Source organism: Microbacterium sp. KR10-403 (genome assembly GCF_040196215.1).
GTDB lineage: Bacteria > Actinomycetota > Actinomycetes > Actinomycetales > Microbacteriaceae > Microbacterium.
In genome coordinates, this window is record NZ_JBEGDC010000003.1 from 518,499 (window position 1) to 540,583 (window position 22,085).

Here is a 22,085-nt window from a genome sequence, read left to right on the forward strand (position 1 = left end):
CTTCCTCACCGTCACCCGCCCTCGAGTACAGTGAACGCGTACTGCTCGCCACGACGTACAAGGAGAGCGATGGATGCCACGACCCTGCGCGGTCTGATCGCGCACAGCGACCTGCATCTGAGGCTGGCGGTCGACGAGGGCGACCTGGCGCCCGGCGCACTCGACGAGCCGGTGCGCTGGGTGCACGGCACCGACCTGGCCGACCCGACACCGTTCCTCACCGAGCAGCTCGTGCTGCTGACCACCGGCACGCAGCTCGGCGACGACGCCGCTGAGATCGACGCCTACGTCGCACGGCTGGGCAGGGCCGGCGTGCGCGGGCTCGGATTCGGCACGGATGTCGTGCGTGCCGGCATCCCTCCCCTGCTCGTCGACGCCTGCCGCACCGCGCGCATGCCGCTGTTCGAGGTGCCGTATCGCACGCCGTTCATCGCCGTGGCCCGCGTGCACACCGAGGCCATCGCCGCGCAGGCGTTCGCACGGCGCAGCTGGGCGCTCGAGGCGCAGCGCGCGATCGCACTGGCGGCGCTGCGGCCCGACGGGCTGGGCGCGACGCTCGCCGAACTGGCGCGACAGCTCGACGCGTGGGTCGGGCAGTTCGACGCGGCGGGGATGCTGATCCGCGAGCATCCGGCCGGGGCGCTCGACGCCGAGACGACGGCGGCACTGGCCCAGGACGTCGCGCGCGTGCTGCGACGCGGGGCGCGTGCGGGCTCGTCGTTCGCGGTCGACGACACGCCGTTCACCCTGCAGACGCTGGGCCGCACCGGGCATCTGCGCGGCGTGATCGCCATCGCCGCCAGCGACCTCGACCAGGAAGGGCGCGGGCTGGTCACCTCGGTCATCGCGATGGCGGGGCTCGCGCTCGAGCAGGGCGCCGGCATCGCCCGCGCGCGGGCGCTCATGCGCAGCGGCGTGCTGCAGTCGCTGCGGTCGGGTGACACCACCCTCGCGCGCCGCATCGCGCGCGACATGTGGGGCGGGCTGCCGGCCGCCCCCGTGCTGGTGGCGGCGGCGGATGCGGCGGACGACGCCGTCATCGAATGGCTCGAGCTGCGCGCGGACTTCGAGCGCGGCACGGTCTTCTTCGGCCGCGACGACGAGGGCCTGGTGCTGGCTGCGACGCCGCGCGCGGCATCCCTCTTCGACGACGTCGCACGACGGTTCGGCCTGCAGCTCGGGGTGTCCACGCCGGTGCCGTACGCCGCGTTCGCGCGCGGGGTGGACGAGGCTCGCACCGCGCTCGTGCGCGGCACGGAGCAGGTCAGCCGCTTCGACGAGCTGCACGGATCGGTGCTGTCGGCGCTCGACACCGAGACCGGGCGCGCCCTGGCCGCCGCCGCGCTCGCGCCGCTCGACGGACACGCGACGCTCGTCGAGACGGCGCGGGTCTGGCTTGCGCACGACGCGCGCTACGACGTCGCCGCCGAGGCGCTGGGCGTGCACCGGCACACCGTGCGCGCGCGCATCGCGCAGGCACAGCAGCTGTTGGGCGTCGACCTCGGGACCTTCCCCGCGCAGGCCGAGCTGTGGGCGGCCCTGCAGGCGGTCAGCCCGCCAGCGGCACCGCAGACGCCGTCTCGGTGAGCGTCGCCGACACCGTGTGCTGCTCGCCGTCGCGCAGCAGGGTGATCTTCACCTGGTCGCCCGCGGTCTTGGTGATCAGCAGCAGGGCGAGGGCATCGGTGCTGTCCATCGCCCGGCCGTCGATCGACACGATCACATCGCCGGCCTTCACCCCGGCATCAGCCGCCGCGCCGGTCGCCGACTGCACGAACAGTCCGTGCGGGATGCCCCAGGCACGCGCCACCGAGGGCGGCACCGGGACCACCTGCACATCGAGGCTCGGATAGGCGATCGTCCCGTGCTCGATGAGATCGTCAGCCAGCCGCATCGCGAGGTCGACCGGGACGGCGAAGCCGATGCCCACCGACCCGCCGCCGTTCGCACCGGTCTCGTTGGGCACCGTGGCGATCGCGGTGTTGACGCCGATCAGCCGCCCCGCGCAGTCCACCAGCGGCCCGCCCGAGTTGCCGGGATTGATCGCGGCGTCGGTCTGGATCGCCCCCGACAGCACCGTCGTGCGCGTGTCGTCGACGGGCACCGGCACGTTGCGCCCGAGGGCGCTGACGATCCCCGCCGTGACGGTGCTCGACAGTCCCAGCGGCGCGCCGAGCGCCACGACGGGCTGGCCGACGGCGAGCCCCTCGCTGTTGCCCTGCCCGATGACGGGCAGCTTCTGGTCGACATCGGTCTTCACGACCGCGATGTCGTTGCGGATGTCGCGGCCGACGAGCGTCGCGGGAACGGTGTGCCCGTTCGAGAACGTGACGGTGATCGATCCGCTCGTCGCCGCCGCGGCGATGACGTGGTTGTTGGTGAGGATGTAGCCGGTGTCGCGGATGATCTCGCCGGTGCCGTTGCCGTTGCCCGCGGCGGAGGAGACGTCGATGGTCACGACGGTGGGCAGCACGTCGTCGGCGACGCGCTGCGCGTTGCACACGGCGTCGGGGGTGAATGCCGACACGATCGCGGTGACGCCCCACGCGGCCCCTCCCCCGACGACGAGGGCTATCGCGGCGACGATCGACCAGATCTTCACACTGACCTTGGGCATACCCCTCAGTGTGCCGTACCTGCTACGCCGGCGCGTGCGCTTGGAGGAACTCGTACACGTCGGTCGTGTCGACGCCCGGGAACGCCCCGGTCGGCAGCGTCGCCAGCAGCGTGCGCGGCGTGGCCACGTTCGGCCACGAGCTGCCGCGCCAGGTGGTCTCCAGCTGGGCGGGGGCCCGCCGGCAGCACACCTCCGTCGCGTGCGGCGAGACGCCCCGGTTGCCGGTGTCGCGCCCCAGGAACCACTTCGTGTCGTCGAAGCGCACGCCCACCGACACCGAGTGCGCCCCTTCGCTCGAGGACTGCACACGTGCCGTGCACCAATAGGTGCCGTTGCCGGTGTCGGTGTACTGGTAGTACGGGTTGAAGTAGTCGTCGACGTCGAAGACCACCCGGCTCGTCCACTTGCGGCAGCACATCTGGCCTTCGATGGAGCCGAGCCGATCGGTCGGGAAGTTCACGTCGTCGTTCTCGTACGCCTTCGTGATCGTGCCCGACTCGTGCACCTTGAGGAAGTGCACGCGGATGCCCAGGTGCACGGTCGCGAGGTTCGTGAATCGGTGCGCGGCCGTCTCATACGACACCGAGTAGGCGTCGCGCAGATCTTCGATGGAGATCGCCCGGTCCTTCTTCGCGTCTTCGAGGAACGGCACCGCGTGCGACTCGGGGATCAGCAGCGCCCCGGTGAGGTAGTTCGTCTCCACCCGCTGCCGCAGGAACTGGGCATAGCTGGTCGGCTCGTCGTGCCCGAGGATGCGGCTCGACAGCGCCTGCAGTACCGCCGTGCGCGGGTCGCCCTTGGCCGTCAGCCGGTTCGACAGATACAGGCGCCCGTTGCGCAGATCGGCGACACTGCGCGTGGTCTGCGGCAGGTCCGACACGTAGTGCAGGGTGAACCCGAGATGGGCGGCGATGTCGGATGCCGTGCGCTGGGTCAGTGGACCGCCCGGGTGGTCCACTGCCTCGAGGATCCGGGCCGCCTCGCGCTCGAGCTCGGGGAAGTGGTTGTCCTGCCGGCGCATGAGCCGGCGCAGCGCGACGTTGGCCCGGCGTGCCTCTTCGGGGGTGGCCGAGCGCTCATCCTTGAGCCGTTCGATCTCGCCCTGCAGCGCCAGCAGCGCCCGCAGCGCGTCGTCGGGCACGGTCCTGCCGATGCGGAACGGGGAGATCCCCAGGCTCTGGAAGGTCTGCCCGCCCATCGCGCGCTCGAGCGCGATCTCCATCTCCGCGCGCTCGTCGAGCGGCTCGGTCTCGAGCAGGGCGTCCAGCGTCGTGCCGAGCGCCTTGGCGATCGCCTTCAGCTGGGTGAGCTTGGGCTCGCGCTTTCCGTTCTCGATCATCGACACCTGACTGGGCGCGCGCTCGATCGCGGTGGCGAGGGCCTCCAGCGTCATCTGCCGGGAGGTGCGCAGCTGCCGGATGCGGCGGCCGATCGTGAGCGCGTCTGCGTCGTCCATCCCGCGATGATGTCACGAAAAACAGAAATACGCCAAAACTTCTCCCTCGAATTGGTCAAATCAACGCCTGGACTTCACCCAGAGTGGAACCACACCGACCGAGGCACACCGCCACCCGCTTTCGAAGGAGAACGCCATGACATTCACCTCCACTCCCGGCCCCCTCCGTGCGGGCGACCAGGTCCAGACCGCCGCAGAGCTGCAGGAGATCTGGGACACCGACCCCCGCTGGGACGGCATCGAGCGCACCTACACCGCCGAAGACGTCATCCGCCTGCGCGGCAGCGTCCGCGAGGAGTCGACCCTGGCCCGCCGCGGCGCCGAGAACCTCTGGAACCTCATCCACACCGAGGACTACGTGCGGGCCCTGGGCGCTTACACCGGCGGCCAGGCCGTGCAGCAGGTGCGTGCGGGACTGAAGGCGATCTACCTGTCCGGCTGGCAGGTGGCCGCCGACGGCAACCTCGCCGGGCAGACCTACCCCGACCAGAGCCTGTACCCGGCCAACTCGGTGCCCGCCGTCGTGCGCCGCATCAACAACGCACTGATCCGCCAGGACCAGCTCGAGCACGCCGAGGGCGCGCTCACGCAGGACTGGCTGGCGCCGATCGTCGCCGACGCCGAGGCCGGCTTCGGCGGGCCGCTGAACGCCTACGAGCTCGCACACGCCATGATCCAGGCCGGTGCCGCCGGCATCCACTGGGAAGACCAGCTGGCCAGCGAGAAGAAGTGCGGCCACCTCGGCGGCAAGGTGCTGGTGCCCACCCAGCAGCACATCCGCACGCTGAACGCCGCGCGCCTCGCAGCCGACGTGGCGGGCGTCCCGACGGTTCAGATCGCGCGCACCGACGCGCTGGCCGCCGACCTGCTCACCAGCGACGTCGACGAGCGCGACCGCGAGTTCCTCACCGGCGAGCGCACGACCGAGGGCTTCTACCGCGTGCGCAACGGCATCGAGCCGGTCATCGCCCGCGGCCTCGCCTTCGCCCCGTACGCCGACCTGCTCTGGGTCGAGACCGGCGAACCCGACATCGAGCTGGCGCGCGAGTTCGCGAACGCGATCCACGCCCAGTTCCCCGGCAAGAAGCTCGCGTACAACTGCTCGCCGAGCTTCAACTGGAAGAGCCACCTGGACGACGCGCAGATCGCGCGGTTCCAGGCCGACCTGGCCGAACTGGGCTACGCGTTCCAGTTCATCACCCTGGCCGGCTTCCACGCCCTCAACCACTCCATGTTCGACCTCGCTCGCGGGTACGCCGAGCGCGCCATGAGCGCGTACGTCGACCTGCAGGAGGCGGAGTTCGCCGCCGAAGCCGACGGGTACACCGCCACCAAGCACCAGCGCGAGGCCGGAACGGGCTACTTCGACGTCGTCTCCACCGCGCTCAACCCCGACAGCGCGACGCTGGCCCTGGCCGGCTCCACCGAGGCTGCACAGTTCCACTAGACCGACCGGCGATCCCGGTCACGGATGCCTCGACCTTCGAGTCGAATCCCTGGGTCGAGGCATCCGATTCTCTTTCCTTCTCAGACGAGGACCGATCATGACCATCACCACCACGGGCACCCCGCCCACGACCAATCCGATTCCCACCCAGCAGCCCTCGATCGAGGTCGAGGGCCCGATCCGCGAGCGGTACGACGAGATCCTCACCCCCGAGGCGCTGGACTTCCTCACCGAGCTGCACCACCGCTTCGGCGGCCGCCGGCACGACCGGCTCGCCGAGCGCATGCGCCGCCGCTTCGAGATCGGCAACGGGCACGACCCGCACTTCCGCGACGACACCGCGCACATCCGCAACGACCCCGACTGGCGCGTGGCCGGCACCGCCCCGGGACTCGTCGACCGCCGCGTGGAGATCACCGGTCCCACCGACCCGAAGATGACCATCAACGCCCTGAACTCGGGCGCCCGTGTGTGGCTCGCCGACCAGGAGGACGCCACCAGCCCCACCTGGCGCAACGTCATCGAGGGTCAGCTGTCGCTGTACGACGCGATCCGCGGGCGGCTCGAGTACACGAGCCCCGAGGGCAAGCAGTACCGGGTCACGGCCGAGCAGACGCCGACGATCGTCATGCGCCCGCGCGGCTGGCACCTCATCGAGGAGCACATCCGGTTCACCGACCGTACCGGGCGCCGCATGGCGGCATCCGGCTCCCTCGTGGACTTCGGGCTGTACTTCTTCCACAACGCGCAGGCGCTGATCGACTCGGGCACGGGTCCCTACTTCTACCTGCCGAAGATCGAGAGCGCCGAAGAGGCGAAGCTGTGGGACGACGTGTTCACCTTCAGCGAGCAGCGCCTGGGCATCGCGCACGGCACCGTCCGCGCCACCGTGCTCATCGAGACGCTCCCCGCGGCGTTCGAGATGGAGGAGATCCTGTTCGAGCTGCGCGAGCACTGCGCGGGCCTGAACGCGGGTCGTTGGGACTACATCTTCTCGATCATCAAGAACTACCGCGGCCGGGGGGCCCGCTTCGTTCTGCCCGATCGCAGCGAGGTCACGATGACCGTGCCGTTCATGCGCGCGTACACCGAGCTGCTGGTGAAGACCTGCCACAAGCGCGGCGCCTTCGCCATCGGCGGCATGAGCGCGTTCATCCCGAACCGGCGCGACCCCGAGGTGACCGCGCAGGCGCTCGAGAAGGTCGCCGCAGACAAGAACCGCGAGGCCGGCGACGGCTTCGACGGCACTTGGGTGGCCCACCCCGACCTGATCCCGGCCGCGCAGGCCGAGTTCGACGCGGTGCTGGGCGAGCGTCCGAACCAGATCGACCGGCAGCGCGACGACGTGCACATCGAGGCCGGGCAGCTGATCGACCTGCGCATCGGGCGCCCCATCACCGAGGCGGGCGTGCAGGGCAATGTGTCGGTGGGCATCCGCTACATCGAGGCCTGGCTGCGCGGCTACGGGGCCGTCGCGATCGACAATCTGATGGAGGATGCCGCGACTGCCGAGATCTCGCGCTCGCAGATCTGGCAGTGGATCCATCAGGACCGCGTCACCGCCGAGGGCACCGCGATCACGAAGGAGTACGTCGAAGAGCTCATCGACGAGGTGCTCTCGAGCGTGGCGCGCTTCGACGGCGACCGGTTCGACGACGCCGCCGACGTGTTCCGCGAGGTGTCGCTGCGCGAGGAGTTCCCCGCGTTCCTGACCCAGGGCGCCTACTCGCGGTCGCTGGTGGAGAAGGACTGACCCTCACCGCACGCGAGCGCGGCCTGTTCACCCGAGCGGGCCGCGCTCCGTCGTGTAACGCCGCGGCTTGCCCTCGCCCAGAGCGGCGAGTGTGCCGATCTGCTCGACCCGCACTTCGCCGCCCAGCAGCGCCCGCAGCGCGGCGTCGATCGCCGTGGTGTCTCCGCCGGCGATCCACGCCCGCACGGCACCCGCGGCATCCTGCGCCACCGACCAGCCGAGGGCCCCGTGGGCCTGCAGCTGCTGGGTGAGATCGACCGACGGCACCCGTCGACCGTCCGCTGCCCGGAAGACGACGTGCGCCCGCCCCTCGAGGTCGGCGAGGCCCTCGGGTACGCGCCGCGCGAAGTCGCCGGTCCGGTACCGCACGAGCGGCAGCAGCAGGTTCTCACCGGCCGTCACCGTGATCTCGCCGACCTCGCCGTCGGGCACCGCATCCCCGTCGGCGTCGAGCAGCTCGACGAGCACCCGCCGCTCGAGCACACGGAACGGTCCCGCGTCGGGCCGCCAGGCGATCGGCCGCGTCTCGTGCAGCCCGTACAGGTCGATGACGGGGCACTGCAGGGCGTCTTCGATGCGGGCGCGCAGCGGCGCCGACAGCTCCATCGCCGACGAGAACGCGACCTTCGGATGCAGCACGTCGCGCAGATCGCACGCGGCCTCGAGGCTCGTCGGATGTCCGGAGAGGATCTGCGGGTCCGCCTCGGCGAGGAAGCGGCGGCGGGATGCCGCATCCGGCCACGACGCCGAGTGCAGGTTCACCCGCGCCATCACGGTGTGCGCGAAGCTCGAGACGAGCGAGACGTAGGTGAACGCCTCGCGCTGGTGGACGAGATTGGCCAGCACCATCCGGCCGCGGTCGGGCTCGATACGCACGCCCAGGCGCGAGGCCAGGTCGCGCAGCAGGTGGAAGGTGCGCGCGACGTCCTCGACGTCGTCGGGGATCTGCAGGGCGGCTCCGGTCGAGCCCGAGCTGGTGCCGTGCACCATGCGGTCGAGGTCGGCGTCCAGCGGCACGAACGCCGCGATGTCGGCGGCCAGGTCGGCCCGCGTCACGGTCGGGAAGTCGGCGAGCGTGTCCAGCCCCGGCACGTCGCGGTAGCGCAGGGTGTTCCGCGCGGCGGCGAGGTGCGCATCGAGCCAGCCCTCGAGCGGCAGCGGCATGCGCACGCGCACGGTCTGGGCGGCGGTGAGACGGTCGCCGGTCGCGTGCGTCCATGCCGGCGCATCCGGATGGGTGCGCCAGTGCCGCAGCCGGTCGAGATCGGAAGAGGATGCCGTGGGCCACCGCTCGACGTCAGCCAGCACCGCGCTCGCCCCGGGGCGGTACTCCTCGAGCGCGAGCGCGCCGGCCAGATCGGGATCGCCCATGTCACTCCGCGCTGTACCGGGCCGCCGCCTCGCGCTGACGCGCCTCCTGGAGGCGCCGGGCGATCTCGGCGCGGTGCCGGTGCCCCTCGTAGGCGGAGGCCATCGCCCGGTCACGGGCCAGCGAGTCGCACGCGTCGAGCAGCGCGCGGGCCGTGGCGGCGTCCTCACCCGCCGGCCGCAGGCCGTCCCAGAGCAGAAAGGTGCGGGCGGCCTCGACGCGGCGCTCGTCGTCGACGAGCCAGGTCGCGGGGTCGACGACGGATGCCACGCGCAGCGCGAGCGCGTCGACGGCGACGCCGGCGCGCGCGGTGTTCAGCGGCGGATCGAGAGGCTCGATGAGGTCGTCGGCGGCCACCAGCCAGAGCGCGATGGCGGCGCCTGTACGCACGCGCGCGTCGTCAGCGAACGCGAGGCATGCGGGGGCTGCGACGGCGGGCAGGACGTCGCCGAACAGCGCGGGCAGCGACACGCGCTCGTCGAGGAAGTCGCGCGGCACCGACGCGAGCCGCGCCGTCACGGCGTCCAACGACGGCCCCGGCACCGTGTGCGCCCACGCCTCGTCGTCGGTGCTCGCCCGCTCGGCCCAGGCCTGCAGCAGCGTCTCGGTGTCAGCCATGGAGGGTCCTCGCAAGCTGTGCGCAGGCGCGGGGCGCGTCATCCATCGTCTCCAGGTAGATCACGTCGTATCCGGCCTGCGCCGCGAGGTCGGCCACCTGGTGCCAGCGGTCCATCAGCACGAGGGTCGCGGTGGTCAGCGTCGCGCGCACGGCGGCGGCGATGCCTTCGGCATCGGGGTTGCCCGCGCCGAACAGTGAGGTGAGGCCGTCGTCGGAGAGCACCACGACGTGCCGCTGCCGCGCCCCGGGAGCGGGTCGCGCGGTCAGGTGCCGCTGCGCATAGAGGTCGATCGGGAACGTGGTGCCCCCGGAGAAGAACGTGAGGATCGCACGGATGATCTCGTCGATGCGGCGGGAGTAGTCCGGGATACCGGCGACCTGCCCCGGTCCGGAGAAGCTCGTGACCCGCACCCGCCCGCCGCCGCGCAGCACGCTGAGCGCGAGGACCACGGCCGCGAGGACCGCGGGCGATCCCCTGTCGGGTCTCGGCATCGACCCCGACGAGTCGATGTACACGTCGACGTCGAGCCCCTGCGGCACCGGTTCGGTCTCGTCGACCAGCTGCGACCGGCGCTTGGTCGTCACACCGGGTACCACCGGCCCCGAGCGCAGCGTCGCCGCCCAGTCGATCACGGCGAGGTCGTCGCCGGTCTCCCAGGTCTCCAGCGGCCCCGGCAGTTCTTCGGCCTGCGGCGGCCGGGCGCGTGTGACGGGGCGGACCCAGGCGGCCGCCTGCATGCGGTACCACTCGGTGAGCACCGTGTCGGCATCCGTTGCCGGATACAGCCCGAGGGTCTCGGCGACCCCGAGTCTCTGCCCGCGCGACCGCCCGTCGGCGGACTCGTCGTCCGTCTCTCCCATCGAGATTCCGGGATGCTGCGGCAGGGGCTCGTCCATCCGCCGATCGGCGAGGATGCGCCCGATCTCCTGGGCCGACGCGGGCCTGGTGTCGTCGGCGCATTCCCCGGCGCTCGCGACGGCGGGCACGCGGCGCCCGCTGCGCTCGGCCCTGTCGCGCTCGGCGATGTAGGGCGCGGTCACCACGCCGAACCGCAGGGCACCGCCGACCGGGTCGGACGCGAACGTGCGCACGGCATCGGCCAGCAGCGCGGCGTCGGTCTCGGGCGCGGTGGTGATGACCGTAGCGAGCTCCGCTTCGATCTGCGCGGCTTTGCTGCGTGCCTCGCGCAGTGCGCGCTCCTTCTCGCGGAACCGTTCGAGCGTCTGCGAGAGGTCGCGTGCGTCCGCATCCTGCGACACGCGCACGGCGGGAGCGACGGCCGCTGGCGGCTGCGGTGCGCACAGTGTGCCCGGCACGAGGTGCCACAGCAGCTCATAGGTGCGGCAGTACACCCACCACAACCGGTCTTCTCCGCCGATCGAGGGCGCATAGAGAGCTCGGCACATGCGCACGATGCCCGGCTCGGCATCCCCGCTCCCCTCGGCGCGCTGCAGCAGCGCGACGCGCGTGTTCACGAGCAGGTCGGTCCACAGGTTCGACAGCAGCGCCACCTGGCCGTCCGAGACGTGCGCGAGCCCTGCCGCCTGTAGGGTGCGCCCGAGCTGATGTCGGATCTTCAGCGCATCGATGCGGGTGCTGGGCGCAAGCACATGGTGTCCGAGCTCGTGCGCGAAGACGCTGTCGAGCTCATCGGTGCCGCCGTAGGTCGCCACGGCCGCGGGGTCCACGGTGACCGATGCCGGAAAGGTGAACCACGCCGGGGCGCCACCGTGCTTCTCCCCTTCGCCGGGCCGCATGCGCGGATCGTGCATGCTCACGCCCCACAATGCGAGGGCCTTCTCCCACGCCGCGCGCTCGAGGTCGCTCAGCTCGCGGCTCATCCGGCACCGCCGGTGCGCAGGATCCACGCGAGGTGGGTGTCATCTCGCAGCACGGGCTGCGCGGCGGCGTGCGCGGCGGCCACGGGCTGGTCGTCGATCGGCTGCAGCGCCGAGCAGAACACATCGCAGTCCAGCCGCCACCAGCGGCCCGCCACGAGGAACGCGAACGCACCCGGCTCGTCGAGCGCGATCCCCCGCTCGGGAGGGCGGATCCAGGCGCCGCCGAGCCCGCTGAAGCCGCCGACCGACAGCATCCAGCCCGCGCCCGCCTGCGGCCACCAGAGCGGGTCGACCGCCTGATGCTCGGCGAAGGACGCCACGTCATCGGCCGACAGCCCGAGGACGGCGGCGGCGACGTCCGCCGGCACAGCCGGCAGCCGCCGCAGCGCATCGGCGCGGAGCGCGGCGGCGCCGGCCCGCCACGCCGCCAGCGCGACCAGGTCGAGGGCACGGGCGGCGTCGGGAGCGGCATCCACCGTCAAGGAGGCCGCCAGCGCACCCGCGAACAGGCCACGATCGCCGCCCAGAGCCGTGACCCGATCGGCGGCGGCCGGCAGATCCAGGCCGGCGAGCGCATCGGGCAGGGGCGCGTCGGCGAACGGCGCCGGCGCATTGACGACGTGCCCGGGCAGCCGGATCATCGCCGTTGCTCGAGCCAGCGCCGGTAGGCGGTGTAGCGCTGGTGCAGATATTTCAGGGCGACGACGTCGTCGAAGTCGCGGCCGTACAGCTTGCCCGCCTTGGAGATGCGGCGCAGCGCCGACTCGACCGCGGTGATGCGCCGCGAGACCTCGACCTTCGAGAGGCCGTCGAGACCGGCCGCGAACTCGTGCAGCAGGGCGCCGACGGGGTCGGTGTGGTCGCGGTGCAGCTGGTCGTACTCGCGGCACGACTGGGCGAACAGCCCGCCCAGCCAGCTCAGGCCGTCGCTGAGAAGCTCGGGCTCGGCACCGACGTCGAAGCGCGGGTGCGTCTCGTTGGGCAGCAGCTTGTCGTGCAGCACGAACGGGAGGACCGCGGCGACGTCCTGGAGCGTCACCTCGTCGACGCCGCGGAACCACGCCATGGCCTTCGCGTACAGGATGAGCGTCTGCAGCGAGCGCACCGACAGGCCGTTCAGCGTCTGCGCGCCCAGGTCGACCTCGAGATCGGCGCCGCTGTTGGCCTCGATGGCCTCGGCCACGCTGCGACCACTGGTGGCCACGACGTCCTTCGTGCGGTACTCGAGCCGCCTGCCACCGTGCTGCACGAACTCGAAGTGGCTGAAGAAGTGGCGCAGACGGCCGCGGACGCGCTCGGGGATCGGCATGCCGCGCACCGCGTCGCGCATGCGCCGCTGCTCGTCGGGGGTGAACACGAGCTCGGCGGGCACGTGCTCCTCGGGCTTCTCACCGGCCTCGACGCGCGCGATGAGCTCGTCGACGAAACGGCTGTTGAACCCCGCAGCCTGCACCGTGACGTCGAAGCGGTCGCGCAGTGCGCGGATCACCGGGAACGTGCCGCCGCCGGCGTCGTCGTTGGCGGTGAAGTACCAGCTCTCGACGGCCCCGTCGACGCCGGTGCGCAGCATCTGGTCGTGGCTCTCGACGTAGCCCTCGGCGACCATCGTCAGCAGTGCCGACTGCGTCTTGGTGGGAATGCGGTTGTACTCGTCGACGATCTTGACGGGGCGCGTCAGCCACTCCCGCCACGCGATGCGGATGTCGGCCAGTCGCTGCGCGTTCACGAGGTCGGCGGGCAGTGGAATGCCCACCAGATCGCTGACCGACAGCTGCGGCTGCCCCTGCTGCACACCGCGGCGCACGTCGTCGGGCGCGCCGCCGGCGAGCACCCCCATGAGCACGGCGACCGTCGTCTTGCCACGCCCCGGTCCGCCGATGAGCAGGCACTTGCCGCCGACCACGAAGGTCAGCAGCGGCAGCAGCACATTCGACGAGAACGAGGCCTCGTTCGGCAGGCTGACGGCGGCCCCGGCGTCGCCCACCGCGATCTCCAGCGGTGCGTCGTCGGAGAACTCGACGTCGTAGTACGGCGAGATGACGGCCTGGTTGACGATCCAGTAGTAGGTCTGCCGCGCCTTCTCGTCGAGCGGCAGCGCCGCGGGTGCCGCGTCACGGAAGAGGTCCTCGGCGCTGACCTGGACGACACCCGGACCGGCGCCCGGATTGGTGGGGGATGCCGACACCCGGCGCCATCGGTGCTCATTGTTTCACCCTAGCGGGGCGTCGGCCCGGTCCTCCCACGGCAGCGCCTCGAGCGGCGGTGGGAACGACCAGTGCTGGGCCAGCAGCGGCTGCAGCACCGGCAGCACGGCCGCGACCCGCTCGGCGACGGTGCCGCACACCTCGATCCACGGCACGGTGCCGGCGTCGAGCGCGCCGCGGAAGCGCTGCTGCATGTCGTGGCGGATGTGCTCGCCGTCGCGCATGCCGTCCTGCACGAACGGGATCTCGTCACCGGTGAGCACATACAGGACGGGGGGATGCGCGGCCGCCCGCGCGAGGATGCGCGGCGCCGGTGCGCCGACGTAGCGCTCGTGCCAGAGCGCGGTGGCGAGCACATCGGTGTCGCAGACGACGACCGGGCGCGGGCTGCGACGCGCGGCATCCCGTTCCGCGTCGAACTGCCGGTCCACGATGAGGTCGAACTCGTCGCTGCGCCAGGGCGCCTCAAGGCCGCCCTCGCGCACGATGCTGTGCTCACGCCCGTACTCGGGCACCCAGAGCGTGTGCAGTTCGGCCGCCAGCGCCTCGGCGAGGGTCGTCGAGCCGGTCGACTCGGCGCCGAGCACCACTACGCGCGCCGCGAGCGTCTCGCGCGCCGCCGCCCCCAGCTCTCCCCAGCGGCCGTCGAGGTCGGCGCGGATCGCGGTGCCCGAGACCGGGTTCATCCGTCGCCCCGGGTCGACCTGCACCCAGGCCGCGCCGAGCCGGTCGGCGAGCTCATGTCCGTACTCGTCGCTGGAGTACACGGTGTCGACGGGTGCGTCGAGCAGATCCTCGATGAGCCGCATGTGCGCCTGCCACGCGGCATCCGACCCGAAATCGACGGGGGCGTCGTCGAGTGCCGCCACGACGCGGGCGGTCGGGTGCTCCTGACGGACCCAGTCGGCGCGCACCGCGTATGGCACCGACTCGACGCTCGAGCCGAGCACCTGGACGGTCACGCGGTCGCTGCCGCGCAGCGCCGTCTGGATGAGGTGCGAGTGCCCGCGGTGCAGCGGGTAGAACTTGCCGATCACCAACCCGTGCGTCATGCCGCGACCTCGAGTGGTGCGGCGGGCACCAGTAGCCGCCGCCACGAGCGCAGTCCCAGCAGGCACAGACCGATGAACAGCACGTACAGCGCCGCGACGATCCACAGGCCGCTGACCGCCGAGAGCACCGTGAAGGCGACGTCGACGGCGATCCACACGAACCAGTTCTCGATCCACTTGCGGTTGAGCATGTACTGGGCCACCAGGCTCGCCGCGGTCGTGCCGGCGTCGGCGAAGGCGACGTGCGAGTCGGTGAACGTCGTCAGCACCCACACCAGCACCGCGCCGATCACGACGAACGCCGCGACCAGCCACACGATCGCTCGCCGCGGCGTGTGCACGGCGTAGGCGCGGTCCTGCTCGATGCGCCGCGTCCAGCGCCACCAGCCGTGCGCGCCGAGCACGAGATACACGAGCTGCAGACCCGCCGACGCGTACAGCCCCGCCGAGAAGAACACGGCGAGGAACACGAGGTTGTTCGCGATCCCGATCGGGTAGTTCCAGACGTTGCTGCGCCCCGCGAGGAACACGCACGCCGCTCCGGTGGCGAACCCGAGGATCTGATCCCCGTTCGCGATGATCCAGTCCAGCACCGTCCCAGCCTAGGAGAGGCGCGGAGCCTACTCAGCCGATCTCGCCGCCGGCGACCGTCTCGGCGAGCGCGTGCACGCGCGGCAGGTGGTGGGCGCCGTAGAAGTCCGCGAGCGTCAGGCGTGCGGCATCCTTCTCCTGCTCGGTCTCGTGCGCGAGAACCGCGACGACGGCCAGCGCGTGCATCCAGCCGCCCGACAGAGTGCCCAGCAGCATGAGGTACGGCACGCTGACGGCGGCCGCGTCACGCGGCGAGGTCGCGAAGCCGAGCAGCGCCTGCGTGGCGCGGCGCGATGCCTCCACGGCCCGTTCGAGACGGTCGGCGGTGCGCTGCGCCACCGGGTGCTCCGCCGCGCGCAGCGTCGCGATCGTCTCGTCGATCCGCCCCAGCAGCCGCTCGACGGTCGCACCGCCGTTGCGGATGACCTTTCGCCCGATGAGGTCGTTCGACTGGATCGCCGTCGTGCCCTCGTAGATGGGCATGATGCGGGCGTCGCGGTAGTGCTGGGCGGCGCCGGTCTCTTCGATGAAGCCCATGCCGCCGTGCACCTGGATGCCGTCGCTGGCGACCTGCACGGCGTCTTCGGTGGTCCAGCCCTTGAGGATCGGCACGAAGAACTCGGCGAGGGTCACATCCTCGCCGTCGAAGAGGTCGTCGACGTAGACGCCGAGCGCCCGCATCGCGAAGACATCGCTGGCCATCGACAGCAGCAGCCGACGCACGTCGGGGTGCTCGGCGATGGGCGTGCCGGCCGGACGGTCGAGCACGGCGCCCTGCAGACGCTGCGCGGCGTAGCCGGAAGCCTGCTGGAGCGCGCGGTCGGCGATGCCGGTGGCCTGGAAGCCCATGCCGGTGCGCGCCGAGTTCATCATCACGAACATGCCGGCCAGGCCTCCGCCGACCTCGCCGACGAGGTAGCCGGTCGCGTCCTCATAGGCGAGCACGCAGGTCGGCGAGCCGTGGATGCCGAGCTTGTGCTCGATCGCCACGGTCGTGATCGCGTTGCGCGCGCCCGGCGCGCCGGCGTCGTCCACCAGGAACTTGGGCGCGACGAACAGCGAGAGCCCCTTGGCGCTGGCCGGCGCGTCGGGCGTGCGCGCGAGGACGAGGTGCACGATGTTCTCGGCGACGTCGTGGTCGCCCCAGGTGATGAAGATCTTCTGGCCGGAGATGCCCCAGGTGCCGTCGGCGCGGGGCGTGGCCATCGTGCGGATCGCGCCGAGGTCGGTGCCGGCGTCGGGCTCGGTGAGGTTCATCGTGCCGGTCCACTGACCCGACACGAGCTTCGTGAGGTAGGTCTCGCGGAGTTCGTCGGATGCCGCGGCGTCGAGCGCGTGGATCTGCCCGGCTGTGAGCAGCCAGCACAGCGCGAATGCGGCGTTCGAGGCGTTCCAGATCTCCCCCAGGCCCGCGCGCACCGCGCCGGGCAGGCCGTCGCCTCCAGCCGAGGTCGGGGCACCCGCGGCGATCCAGCCCGCGTCGACGAACGCCTGGTAGGCCTCGGCGAAGCCGGTGGGCAGGTGCACCTGGCCGTCGGTGAGCGTGGCGCCGACGCGGTCGCCGACCGTCTCGAGCGGGGCCAGCACGGAGGCGGCGAACTCCCCGGCGCCGGCGATGATCTCGGTGGCGTCCTCGGCCGACAGCTCGCCACCGGTGGCACGGGCGACGAGGTCGAGGCCGAACGCCTCCGAGTACAGGAAGGCGTAGTCGTCGACGGGCGGAATGTACTCGGCCATGGAATCTCCTCGGGTGAAACTGCGGTCCATCATACGCGAGACTGAGTCTCACTCCCTGAATCCGCGAAACAGGCGGGCGGATGACGGACGCGACGCGTACCCTTGGGAGGGTGACCGAACGCGCTCCGCTGTCCCGCAAACTGTCCGCGATCGCCGAGTCGGCGACCCTCAAGGTCGACGCGAAGGCCAAGGCCCTGAAGGCCGAGGGCAAGCCCGTCATCTCGTATGCCGCGGGCGAACCCGACTTCGCCACGCCGCAGTTCATCGTGGATGCCGCAGCCGACGCTCTGCACGACCAGAAGAACTTCCGCTACACCCCCGCCGCCGGGCTCCCCGAGCTGCGCGAGGCCGTCGCCGCCAAGACCCTGCGCGACTCGGGCCTCGAGGTCGACCCCGCCCAGGTGATCGTCACCAACGGCGGCAAGCAGGCCGTCTACCAGGCGTTCCAGGCGGTCGTGAACCCCGGCGACGAGGTGCTGCTGCCCGCACCGTACTGGACGACCTACCCCGAGGCGATCCGCCTGGCCGACGGCACGCCCGTCGAGGTGTTCGCGGGCGCCGATCAGGACTACAAGGTGACCGTCGAGCAGCTCGAGGCCGCCCGCACCGAGAAGACGACCGCGCTCGTGTTCGTCTCCCCCTCGAACCCGACCGGCTCCGTCTACACACGCGACGAGACCGCGGCCATCGGGCAGTGGGCGCTCGAGCACGGCATCTGGATCATCAGCGACGAGATCTACCAGAACCTCGTCTACGACGGGGTGAAGGCCGTCTCGATCGTCGAGGCGGTGCCCGAGGTCGCCGGTCAGACGATCCTCGTCAACGGCGTCGCGAAGACCTACGCGATGACCGGCTGGCGGCTGGGCTGGATGGTCGGCCCGCGCGACGCGATCAAGATCGCGTCGAACCTGCAGTCGCACCTGTGCAGCAACGTCAACAACATCGCGCAGCGCGCGGCCATCGCGGCGCTGAACGGCCCGCAGGACGAGGCCGAGGCCTTCCGCCAGGCGTTCGACCGCCGCCGCAGGCTGATCGTGGCCGAGCTGTCGAAGATCGACGGGATGACGGTGCCGACGCCCCAGGGCGCGTTCTACGTCTACCCCGATGTGCGCGGACTGCTGGGGCGCACCTGGGCGGGCAAGACCCCGACCACCTCGCTGGAGCTGGCCGACCTCATCCTCGACGAGGCCGAGGTCGCCGCTGTCCCCGGCGAGGCGTTCGGGCCCAGCGGCTACCTGCGCCTCTCGTACGCGCTGGGCGACGACCAGCTGCTCGAGGGCGTGCAGCGCCTGCAGAAGCTGTTCGGCTGAGCTACAGCTCGACGCCGACGAGCACGGGTTCGGGCTGCAGCATCAGCCCGAACTCGGCGTGCACGCGGATGCGGATGTAGCGCGCCAGCTCGGCGAGCTCGCCGGCCGTGGCGCCGCCCCGGTTCGTGAGGGCCAGCGCGTGCTTGGTCGACAGCCCCGCGCGCGAGCGCGGGAGCCGGAACCCCTTGCCGAACCCGGAGTGCTCGATCAGCCACGCCGAGCTCACCTTGACATCGGGCTCGGGCGTGGCGGGCATCGGCGAGAGCCCGGCATAGTCCTCGAGCGGGATCACCCGGTCGCGCACGCGGTCGGGAGCGACCGGCCAGCGCGGGCATTCGGCGGGGAGGGTGCGGGCGAAGGATGCCGGGACCACCGCGTTCTGGAAGAACGACCCGGCGCTGTACGTGTCGGGGTCGGCGTCATCGAGCACCATGCCCTTGCGCGCGCGGATCGCGAGGATCTGATCGCGCACCCAGCGCAGCGTGACCGCGTCGTCGGGCGACAGCCCGAGTGCCGCACGCAGCTGGGATCCGGCGACGGTGTGCGCGGCATCCCCCCACTCCGCCAGCTCCAGCGTGAGCGAGACGATGACCGCCCGGCGGCGCGCCTCGGACCCGTAATGCGCCTTCAGCACCGAGGTACGGAAGCCCAGCTCGAGTTCGGACGCGGGCACCGTCGAGACCTCGCCGGTGTCTTCGTCGAGCAGATCGACCTCGACGAGGGTCTGCACGATCTCCTGTCCGTACGCGCCGACATTCTGCACGGGGGCGGCGCCGGCGGAGCCGGGGATGCCCGACATCGCCGTGATGCCGGCAAGGCCGTGGTCGACGGCGTAGGCGACGAGCTCGTCCCAGTTCTGGCCGGCCTGCACGCGCAGGCGCTGATACCCGTCACGCGCGCCCGCGACGGGCGCGATGCCCTGGGTGAGGATGCGCACGACGGCGCCGTCGAACGGCTCGTCGCCGACCAGCAGGTTCGATCCGCCGCCGAGGACGAACCAGTCGTCGCCGTCGTCCCAGATGCGGCGCAGGGTGTCGACCAGCTCGTCGGCGGTGTGCGCCTCGTACATGCGCGCGGGGGCGGCGCCGGTGCGCAGCGTCGTCAGCCGCGACAGCGGAACGGGAGTGACCTCGGGCATGTCAGGGCACGCGCACGCGCACCTGGGCCTTGCCCAGCACGGTGGTGTCGACGCAGGTGACGGTCAGATCGATGCGGGCGACGCCCTCGTCGAGCGCGCCCACCTTCGCGGTGACGGCCACGTCGGCGCCGTTCTCGGGGTCGACGACGACCGGGCGGGTGAATCGCACGCCGTACTCGAGGATGCGGCCGGCGTCTCCCAGCCACGGCACGATGGTCTCGACCGACAGCCCCATCGTGAGCATGCCGTGCGCGAGCACGCCGGGCAGACCCACGCGCGCCGCGACGTCGTCGCGGTAGTGGATGGGGTTGAAGTCGCCGGACGCGCCCGCGTAGCGGACGAGCGACTCGCGGGTGAGGTGGACGGTGCGCTCGGCGACGACGTCGCCGACCGAGAGCTCGGCGGCGGTCATTCGTCTCCCCCGATCAGCAGGACGGACGTCGCCGTGACGACGTGGTCGCCCGCGGCATCCCGGATCTCGGCCTCACTGGTCACCATGGCGTTCTTGCCCACGGCCCGCACGCCGGTGATCGACAGCCGGCCGGTGAGCTCATCGCCCGCGACGATCGGGCGCGTGTAGCGGAAGCGCTGCTCGGCGTGGATCGTGCGCTCGAGCGCGATGCCCGAGTCGGGTTCGGCGAGCAGCTGCTGCAGGGTGAGGTCCTGGATCACCATCGCGAAGGTCGGCGGCGCGACGACGTCGGCGTAGCCGAGCGCGCGAGCGGCTTCGGGGTCGGTGTGCTGCGGGTCGGTGGCGAGCACGGCGCGGGCGAACTCGCGCACCTTCTCGCGACCCACGAGATAGGGAGCGGTCGGGGCGAACGCGCGGCCGACCAGATCGGGATTCACGGGCACCCGCTCAGTCTACCGAGGCCCGCCGCGCCCGCTGGGCGCGCACCGTGCGCACGGCCATCTGCGCGGCGATGAACACGATGAAGACGGCGAACAGCAGGTTGGCGACGAACGGGTCGAGCAGGCTCGCGATCCAGGCGCCCAGCGCCGTCGTCGTGCAGGCCGCGACGCCGACGAGCGCGGCGGCGGGCAGGTCGACGTTGTTGCGGCGGATGTTGCCCACCGTGCCCGAGATCGCGGTGGGGATCATCATCAGCAGCGAGGTGCCCTTGGCGACCAGGTCGCTCGCACCGAACCCGAGGATGAGCGCCGGGACGACGATGATGCCGCCGCCCACACCGAGGAGACCGGAGAGGATGCCGGTGGCCAGACCCGTGGCGACGAGCCCGACGATCGACAGCGCCGTCAGATCGACGTGCGCCTCGCGCGAGGGGATCACGAAGAACAGGGCGACGACCACCACTCCCAGGAACGCGATGAACGCCCAGCGCAGTGCGAACAGGGGGATGCGCGCCAGCAGCCAGGTGCCCACCTGCGCACCGATGACGGCGGCCGCGGCGAGGATCAGCGCGGGGATCCACGCGACCGCGCCGTTCACGGCGTAGGAGATCACCCCGACGGTCGCAGTCGGCACGATGGCCGCCAGCGAGGTGCCGGCCGCACGGCGCTGGTCGAAGTGCGCCAGCAGCGTCAACAACGGCACGATGACCGTGCCGCCGCCGACTCCGAACAGGCCGGAGAGCAGCCCCGCGGCCAATCCGATCGCAAGGAACAGCAGGGCGGACCGGGTCGTCAGGCGGTGCGTGGTCATCGTGTCGAATCTATCGCGGCGGGCGGGTTCCGCCCGCTCAGTGCTGCGGCTGGGTGCAGGTGACCTCGGCGGCGGTGCTGCCGGTGATGCTGCTGGGCAGCTCGACCGCGTCGGGATCGGTGGTCGGGCTCGCGCTCGGGTCGGGTGAGCCCTCGGCGGTTCCGGTCACGTCGACACCGTCGACGGGACTGGCCTTGCCGGTCAGGCTCAGCGACTTGTTGGCCTTCAGCGCGGCGAACAGGGTGTCGGCGGCGCTGGTGACCGGCAGCACCCGGGACTCGTCCGCCGGGTCGTACACGGTCGGGTACTGGATGAACACGATGTCCTTGTAGGGCACCGACTTCACCGCCATCGCGATCTGCACCATCCGGGTCGGGTTGGCGAGGTTCTCATCGAGCACGAGCTGCCCGTTGCTGACCTGCTGCAACGCCGTGGTCGCCAGAGCGAACAGCTTCGTCGGGTCGGCGAGCACCCCGCCGGACTGCAGCTTGCGCACCAGCGACGACATGAACTGCTGCTGATTCGAGATCCGGCCGAGGTCCGACCCGTCACCGATCCCGTGCCGGATGCGCAGGAACTGCAGCGCCTTGGTGCCCTTCAGAGTGTGCTCGCCCGCCTTCAGATGCAGGCCGGTGTTCGAGTCGTTGATGTCGCCGGCCACGCACACGTCGACCCCGCCGATCGCGTCGGACATGTTGATGACCCCGGTCCACCGGATCGCGGCGGCGAACTGGATGTCGACCCCGGTCAGGTTCTCGATCGTCAGCGCCGTGCACGCCAGTCCCCCGTACTCGTACGACGAGTTCAGCATCTGCGCGCTCATCGCCGAGTACCGGCCGCCGTCGGCGGACGGGCACGACGGGATCGGCACGATCATGTCGCGCGGGAAGGAGACCACCGTCACCCGTCGCGGGTTGTCGCCGATGTGGATGAGCATCGTGACGTCGTTGCGCTCACCGCCGTCGTCGTGCGCGCAACGGGGGAAGATCTTCACGTCCTGCCCCTCGCACGAGTCCGTGCCCACCAGCAGCAGGTTCACCCCGCCCTCGATCTCACCGATCGACGGCGGCAGCGGCGTGCTCGACTCGAGCGTGATCGCCTTCTCCTGCACGAGGTCGGTCGCACTCCACGCCGCGAACACGGCCGTGCCGCCCACTCCCACCACGACCACCGCGACGACCGCGACCAGGAACGTCGCGATCTGCGCGAACGCCCCGGGCGACCGCAGCCGCCCATGCCGCGCCAACGGCACGCGAGGAAGCTTCCGACTCATGCAGGGGCCTCCGG

19 protein-coding genes are annotated in these 22,085 nt (G+C 71.5%); 4 read left to right on the plus strand and 15 right to left on the minus strand.

Annotated features, from left to right (window positions below; genetic code table 11):
- Window positions 1-69: 69 nt before the first annotated feature.
- A complete protein-coding gene (locus tag ABMQ42_RS09210; RefSeq protein WP_349722675.1) occupies window positions 70-1,587 on the plus strand; it encodes a PucR family transcriptional regulator in 1,518 nt (505 codons plus the stop codon).
- Here the strand turns inward: ABMQ42_RS09210 and ABMQ42_RS09215 are convergent.
- Complete coding sequence (locus ABMQ42_RS09215) at window positions 1,550-2,617, minus strand: S1C family serine protease (RefSeq protein ID WP_349722676.1); 1,068 nt, start codon at window positions 2,615-2,617, stop codon at window positions 1,550-1,552. The two genes, ABMQ42_RS09210 and ABMQ42_RS09215, sit on opposite strands and share 38 nt — an antisense overlap.
- Window positions 2,618-2,639: 22 nt before the next feature.
- Window positions 2,640-4,073, minus strand: coding sequence for a helix-turn-helix domain-containing protein (locus tag ABMQ42_RS09220; protein WP_349722677.1), 1,434 nt, complete (start codon window positions 4,071-4,073; stop codon window positions 2,640-2,642).
- A gap of 136 nt (window positions 4,074-4,209) precedes the next feature.
- On the opposite strand from ABMQ42_RS09220, the gene aceA reads away from it, so the two are divergent.
- Together aceA and aceB are read left to right on the plus strand one after the other, a co-directional pair.
- Entirely contained in the window at window positions 4,210-5,520 is a 1,311-nt protein-coding gene (gene aceA, locus ABMQ42_RS09225) for an isocitrate lyase (RefSeq protein WP_349722678.1), read from the plus strand.
- 97 nt (window positions 5,521-5,617) lie between these two features.
- Window positions 5,618-7,273: a malate synthase A gene (gene aceB / locus ABMQ42_RS09230; RefSeq protein WP_349722679.1), complete on the plus strand. Its 1,656-nt coding sequence runs from the start codon at window positions 5,618-5,620 to the stop codon at window positions 7,271-7,273.
- 27 nt (window positions 7,274-7,300) lie between these two features.
- Here the strand turns inward: aceB and ABMQ42_RS09235 are convergent, their stop codons facing one another.
- Genes ABMQ42_RS09235 through ABMQ42_RS09270 form a run of 8 tightly spaced genes read right to left on the minus strand, consistent with a single transcriptional unit; the run spans window position 7,301 to window position 16,687 of the window.
- The gene (locus tag ABMQ42_RS09235) at window positions 7,301-8,644 is read right to left on the minus strand and encodes an AMP-binding protein (protein ID WP_349722680.1); all 1,344 of its coding nucleotides are present in this window, start codon (window positions 8,642-8,644) and stop codon (window positions 7,301-7,303) included.
- Window position 8,645: 1 nt separating this feature from the next.
- The gene (locus ABMQ42_RS09240; protein WP_349722681.1) at window positions 8,646-9,260 is read right to left on the minus strand and encodes a phosphohydrolase; all 615 of its coding nucleotides are present in this window, start codon (window positions 9,258-9,260) and stop codon (window positions 8,646-8,648) included.
- Window positions 9,253-11,103, minus strand: coding sequence for a VWA domain-containing protein (locus ABMQ42_RS09245; protein WP_349722682.1), 1,851 nt, complete (start codon window positions 11,101-11,103; stop codon window positions 9,253-9,255). The genes ABMQ42_RS09240 and ABMQ42_RS09245 overlap by 8 nt, the downstream gene beginning before the upstream one ends.
- Window positions 11,100-11,744, minus strand: a complete 645-nt coding sequence (locus tag ABMQ42_RS09250; RefSeq protein ID WP_349722683.1) for a potassium transporter Kef — start codon at window positions 11,742-11,744, stop codon at window positions 11,100-11,102. The genes ABMQ42_RS09245 and ABMQ42_RS09250 overlap by 4 nt, the downstream gene beginning before the upstream one ends.
- On the minus strand, window positions 11,741-13,288 hold the full coding sequence (locus tag ABMQ42_RS09255) for a MoxR family ATPase (protein ID WP_349722684.1): 1,548 nt from the start codon (window positions 13,286-13,288) through the stop codon (window positions 11,741-11,743). Before ABMQ42_RS09255 ends, ABMQ42_RS09250 begins: the two co-directional genes overlap by 4 nt.
- Before the next feature lie 24 nt (window positions 13,289-13,312).
- Window positions 13,313-14,359, minus strand: coding sequence for an AAA family ATPase (locus ABMQ42_RS09260; protein ID WP_349722685.1), 1,047 nt, complete (start codon window positions 14,357-14,359; stop codon window positions 13,313-13,315).
- A complete protein-coding gene (pnuC, locus tag ABMQ42_RS09265; RefSeq protein WP_349722686.1) occupies window positions 14,356-14,952 on the minus strand; it encodes a nicotinamide riboside transporter PnuC in 597 nt (198 codons plus the stop codon). The genes ABMQ42_RS09260 and pnuC overlap by 4 nt, the downstream gene beginning before the upstream one ends.
- Window positions 14,953-14,983: 31 nt before the next feature.
- A complete protein-coding gene (locus ABMQ42_RS09270) occupies window positions 14,984-16,687 on the minus strand; it encodes an acyl-CoA dehydrogenase family protein (protein ID WP_349722687.1) in 1,704 nt (567 codons plus the stop codon).
- A gap of 110 nt (window positions 16,688-16,797) precedes the next feature.
- Between ABMQ42_RS09270 and ABMQ42_RS09275 the strand changes: the two genes are divergently transcribed.
- A complete protein-coding gene (locus ABMQ42_RS09275; protein WP_349722688.1) occupies window positions 16,798-17,997 on the plus strand; it encodes a pyridoxal phosphate-dependent aminotransferase in 1,200 nt (399 codons plus the stop codon).
- A gap of 1 nt (window position 17,998) precedes the next feature.
- On the opposite strand, the gene ABMQ42_RS09280 is transcribed toward ABMQ42_RS09275, so the two are convergent.
- From ABMQ42_RS09280 to ABMQ42_RS09300, 5 genes are read right to left on the minus strand one after another with little or no spacing between them, the layout of a single operon-like run.
- Complete coding sequence (locus tag ABMQ42_RS09280; protein WP_349722689.1) at window positions 17,999-19,135, minus strand: UDP-N-acetylmuramate dehydrogenase; 1,137 nt, start codon at window positions 19,133-19,135, stop codon at window positions 17,999-18,001.
- 1 nt (window position 19,136) lies between these two features.
- The gene (locus tag ABMQ42_RS09285) at window positions 19,137-19,547 is read right to left on the minus strand and encodes a MaoC/PaaZ C-terminal domain-containing protein (RefSeq protein WP_349722690.1); all 411 of its coding nucleotides are present in this window, start codon (window positions 19,545-19,547) and stop codon (window positions 19,137-19,139) included.
- Window positions 19,544-19,990, minus strand: a complete 447-nt coding sequence (locus tag ABMQ42_RS09290) for an FAS1-like dehydratase domain-containing protein (protein WP_349722691.1) — start codon at window positions 19,988-19,990, stop codon at window positions 19,544-19,546. Before ABMQ42_RS09290 ends, ABMQ42_RS09285 begins: the two co-directional genes overlap by 4 nt.
- A 4-nt stretch (window positions 19,991-19,994) precedes the next feature.
- On the minus strand, window positions 19,995-20,798 hold the full coding sequence (locus ABMQ42_RS09295; RefSeq protein ID WP_349722692.1) for a sulfite exporter TauE/SafE family protein: 804 nt from the start codon (window positions 20,796-20,798) through the stop codon (window positions 19,995-19,997).
- Between the two features lie 37 nt (window positions 20,799-20,835).
- Complete coding sequence (locus tag ABMQ42_RS09300) at window positions 20,836-22,071, minus strand: LCP family protein (protein WP_349722693.1); 1,236 nt, start codon at window positions 22,069-22,071, stop codon at window positions 20,836-20,838.
- Between the last annotated feature and the right edge of the window lie 14 nt (window positions 22,072-22,085).

Bases quoted from the DNA above. Each gene is read 5' to 3' on its own strand.
- ABMQ42_RS09210 (WP_349722675.1), top strand. From the start codon at position 70: ATGGATGCCACGACCCTGCGCGGTCTGATCGCGCACAGCGACCTGCAT.
- ABMQ42_RS09215 (WP_349722676.1), bottom strand. From the start codon at position 2,617: ATGCCCAAGGTCAGTGTGAAGATCTGGTCGATCGTCGCCGCGATAGCC.
- ABMQ42_RS09220 (WP_349722677.1), bottom strand. From the start codon at position 4,073: ATGGACGACGCAGACGCGCTCACGATCGGCCGCCGCATCCGGCAGCTG.
- aceA (WP_349722678.1), top strand. From the start codon at position 4,210: ATGACATTCACCTCCACTCCCGGCCCCCTCCGTGCGGGCGACCAGGTC.
- aceB (WP_349722679.1), top strand. From the start codon at position 5,618: ATGACCATCACCACCACGGGCACCCCGCCCACGACCAATCCGATTCCC.
- ABMQ42_RS09235 (WP_349722680.1), bottom strand. From the start codon at position 8,644: ATGGGCGATCCCGATCTGGCCGGCGCGCTCGCGCTCGAGGAGTACCGC.
- ABMQ42_RS09240 (WP_349722681.1), bottom strand. From the start codon at position 9,260: ATGGCTGACACCGAGACGCTGCTGCAGGCCTGGGCCGAGCGGGCGAGC.
- ABMQ42_RS09245 (WP_349722682.1), bottom strand. From the start codon at position 11,103: ATGAGCCGCGAGCTGAGCGACCTCGAGCGCGCGGCGTGGGAGAAGGCC.
- ABMQ42_RS09250 (WP_349722683.1), bottom strand. From the start codon at position 11,744: ATGATCCGGCTGCCCGGGCACGTCGTCAATGCGCCGGCGCCGTTCGCC.
- ABMQ42_RS09260 (WP_349722685.1), bottom strand. From the start codon at position 14,359: ATGACGCACGGGTTGGTGATCGGCAAGTTCTACCCGCTGCACCGCGGG.
- ABMQ42_RS09270 (WP_349722687.1), bottom strand. From the start codon at position 16,687: ATGGCCGAGTACATTCCGCCCGTCGACGACTACGCCTTCCTGTACTCG.
- ABMQ42_RS09280 (WP_349722689.1), bottom strand. From the start codon at position 19,135: ATGCCCGAGGTCACTCCCGTTCCGCTGTCGCGGCTGACGACGCTGCGC.
- ABMQ42_RS09285 (WP_349722690.1), bottom strand. From the start codon at position 19,547: ATGACCGCCGCCGAGCTCTCGGTCGGCGACGTCGTCGCCGAGCGCACC.
- ABMQ42_RS09295 (WP_349722692.1), bottom strand. From the start codon at position 20,798: ATGACCACGCACCGCCTGACGACCCGGTCCGCCCTGCTGTTCCTTGCG.
- ABMQ42_RS09300 (WP_349722693.1), bottom strand. From the start codon at position 22,071: ATGAGTCGGAAGCTTCCTCGCGTGCCGTTGGCGCGGCATGGGCGGCTG.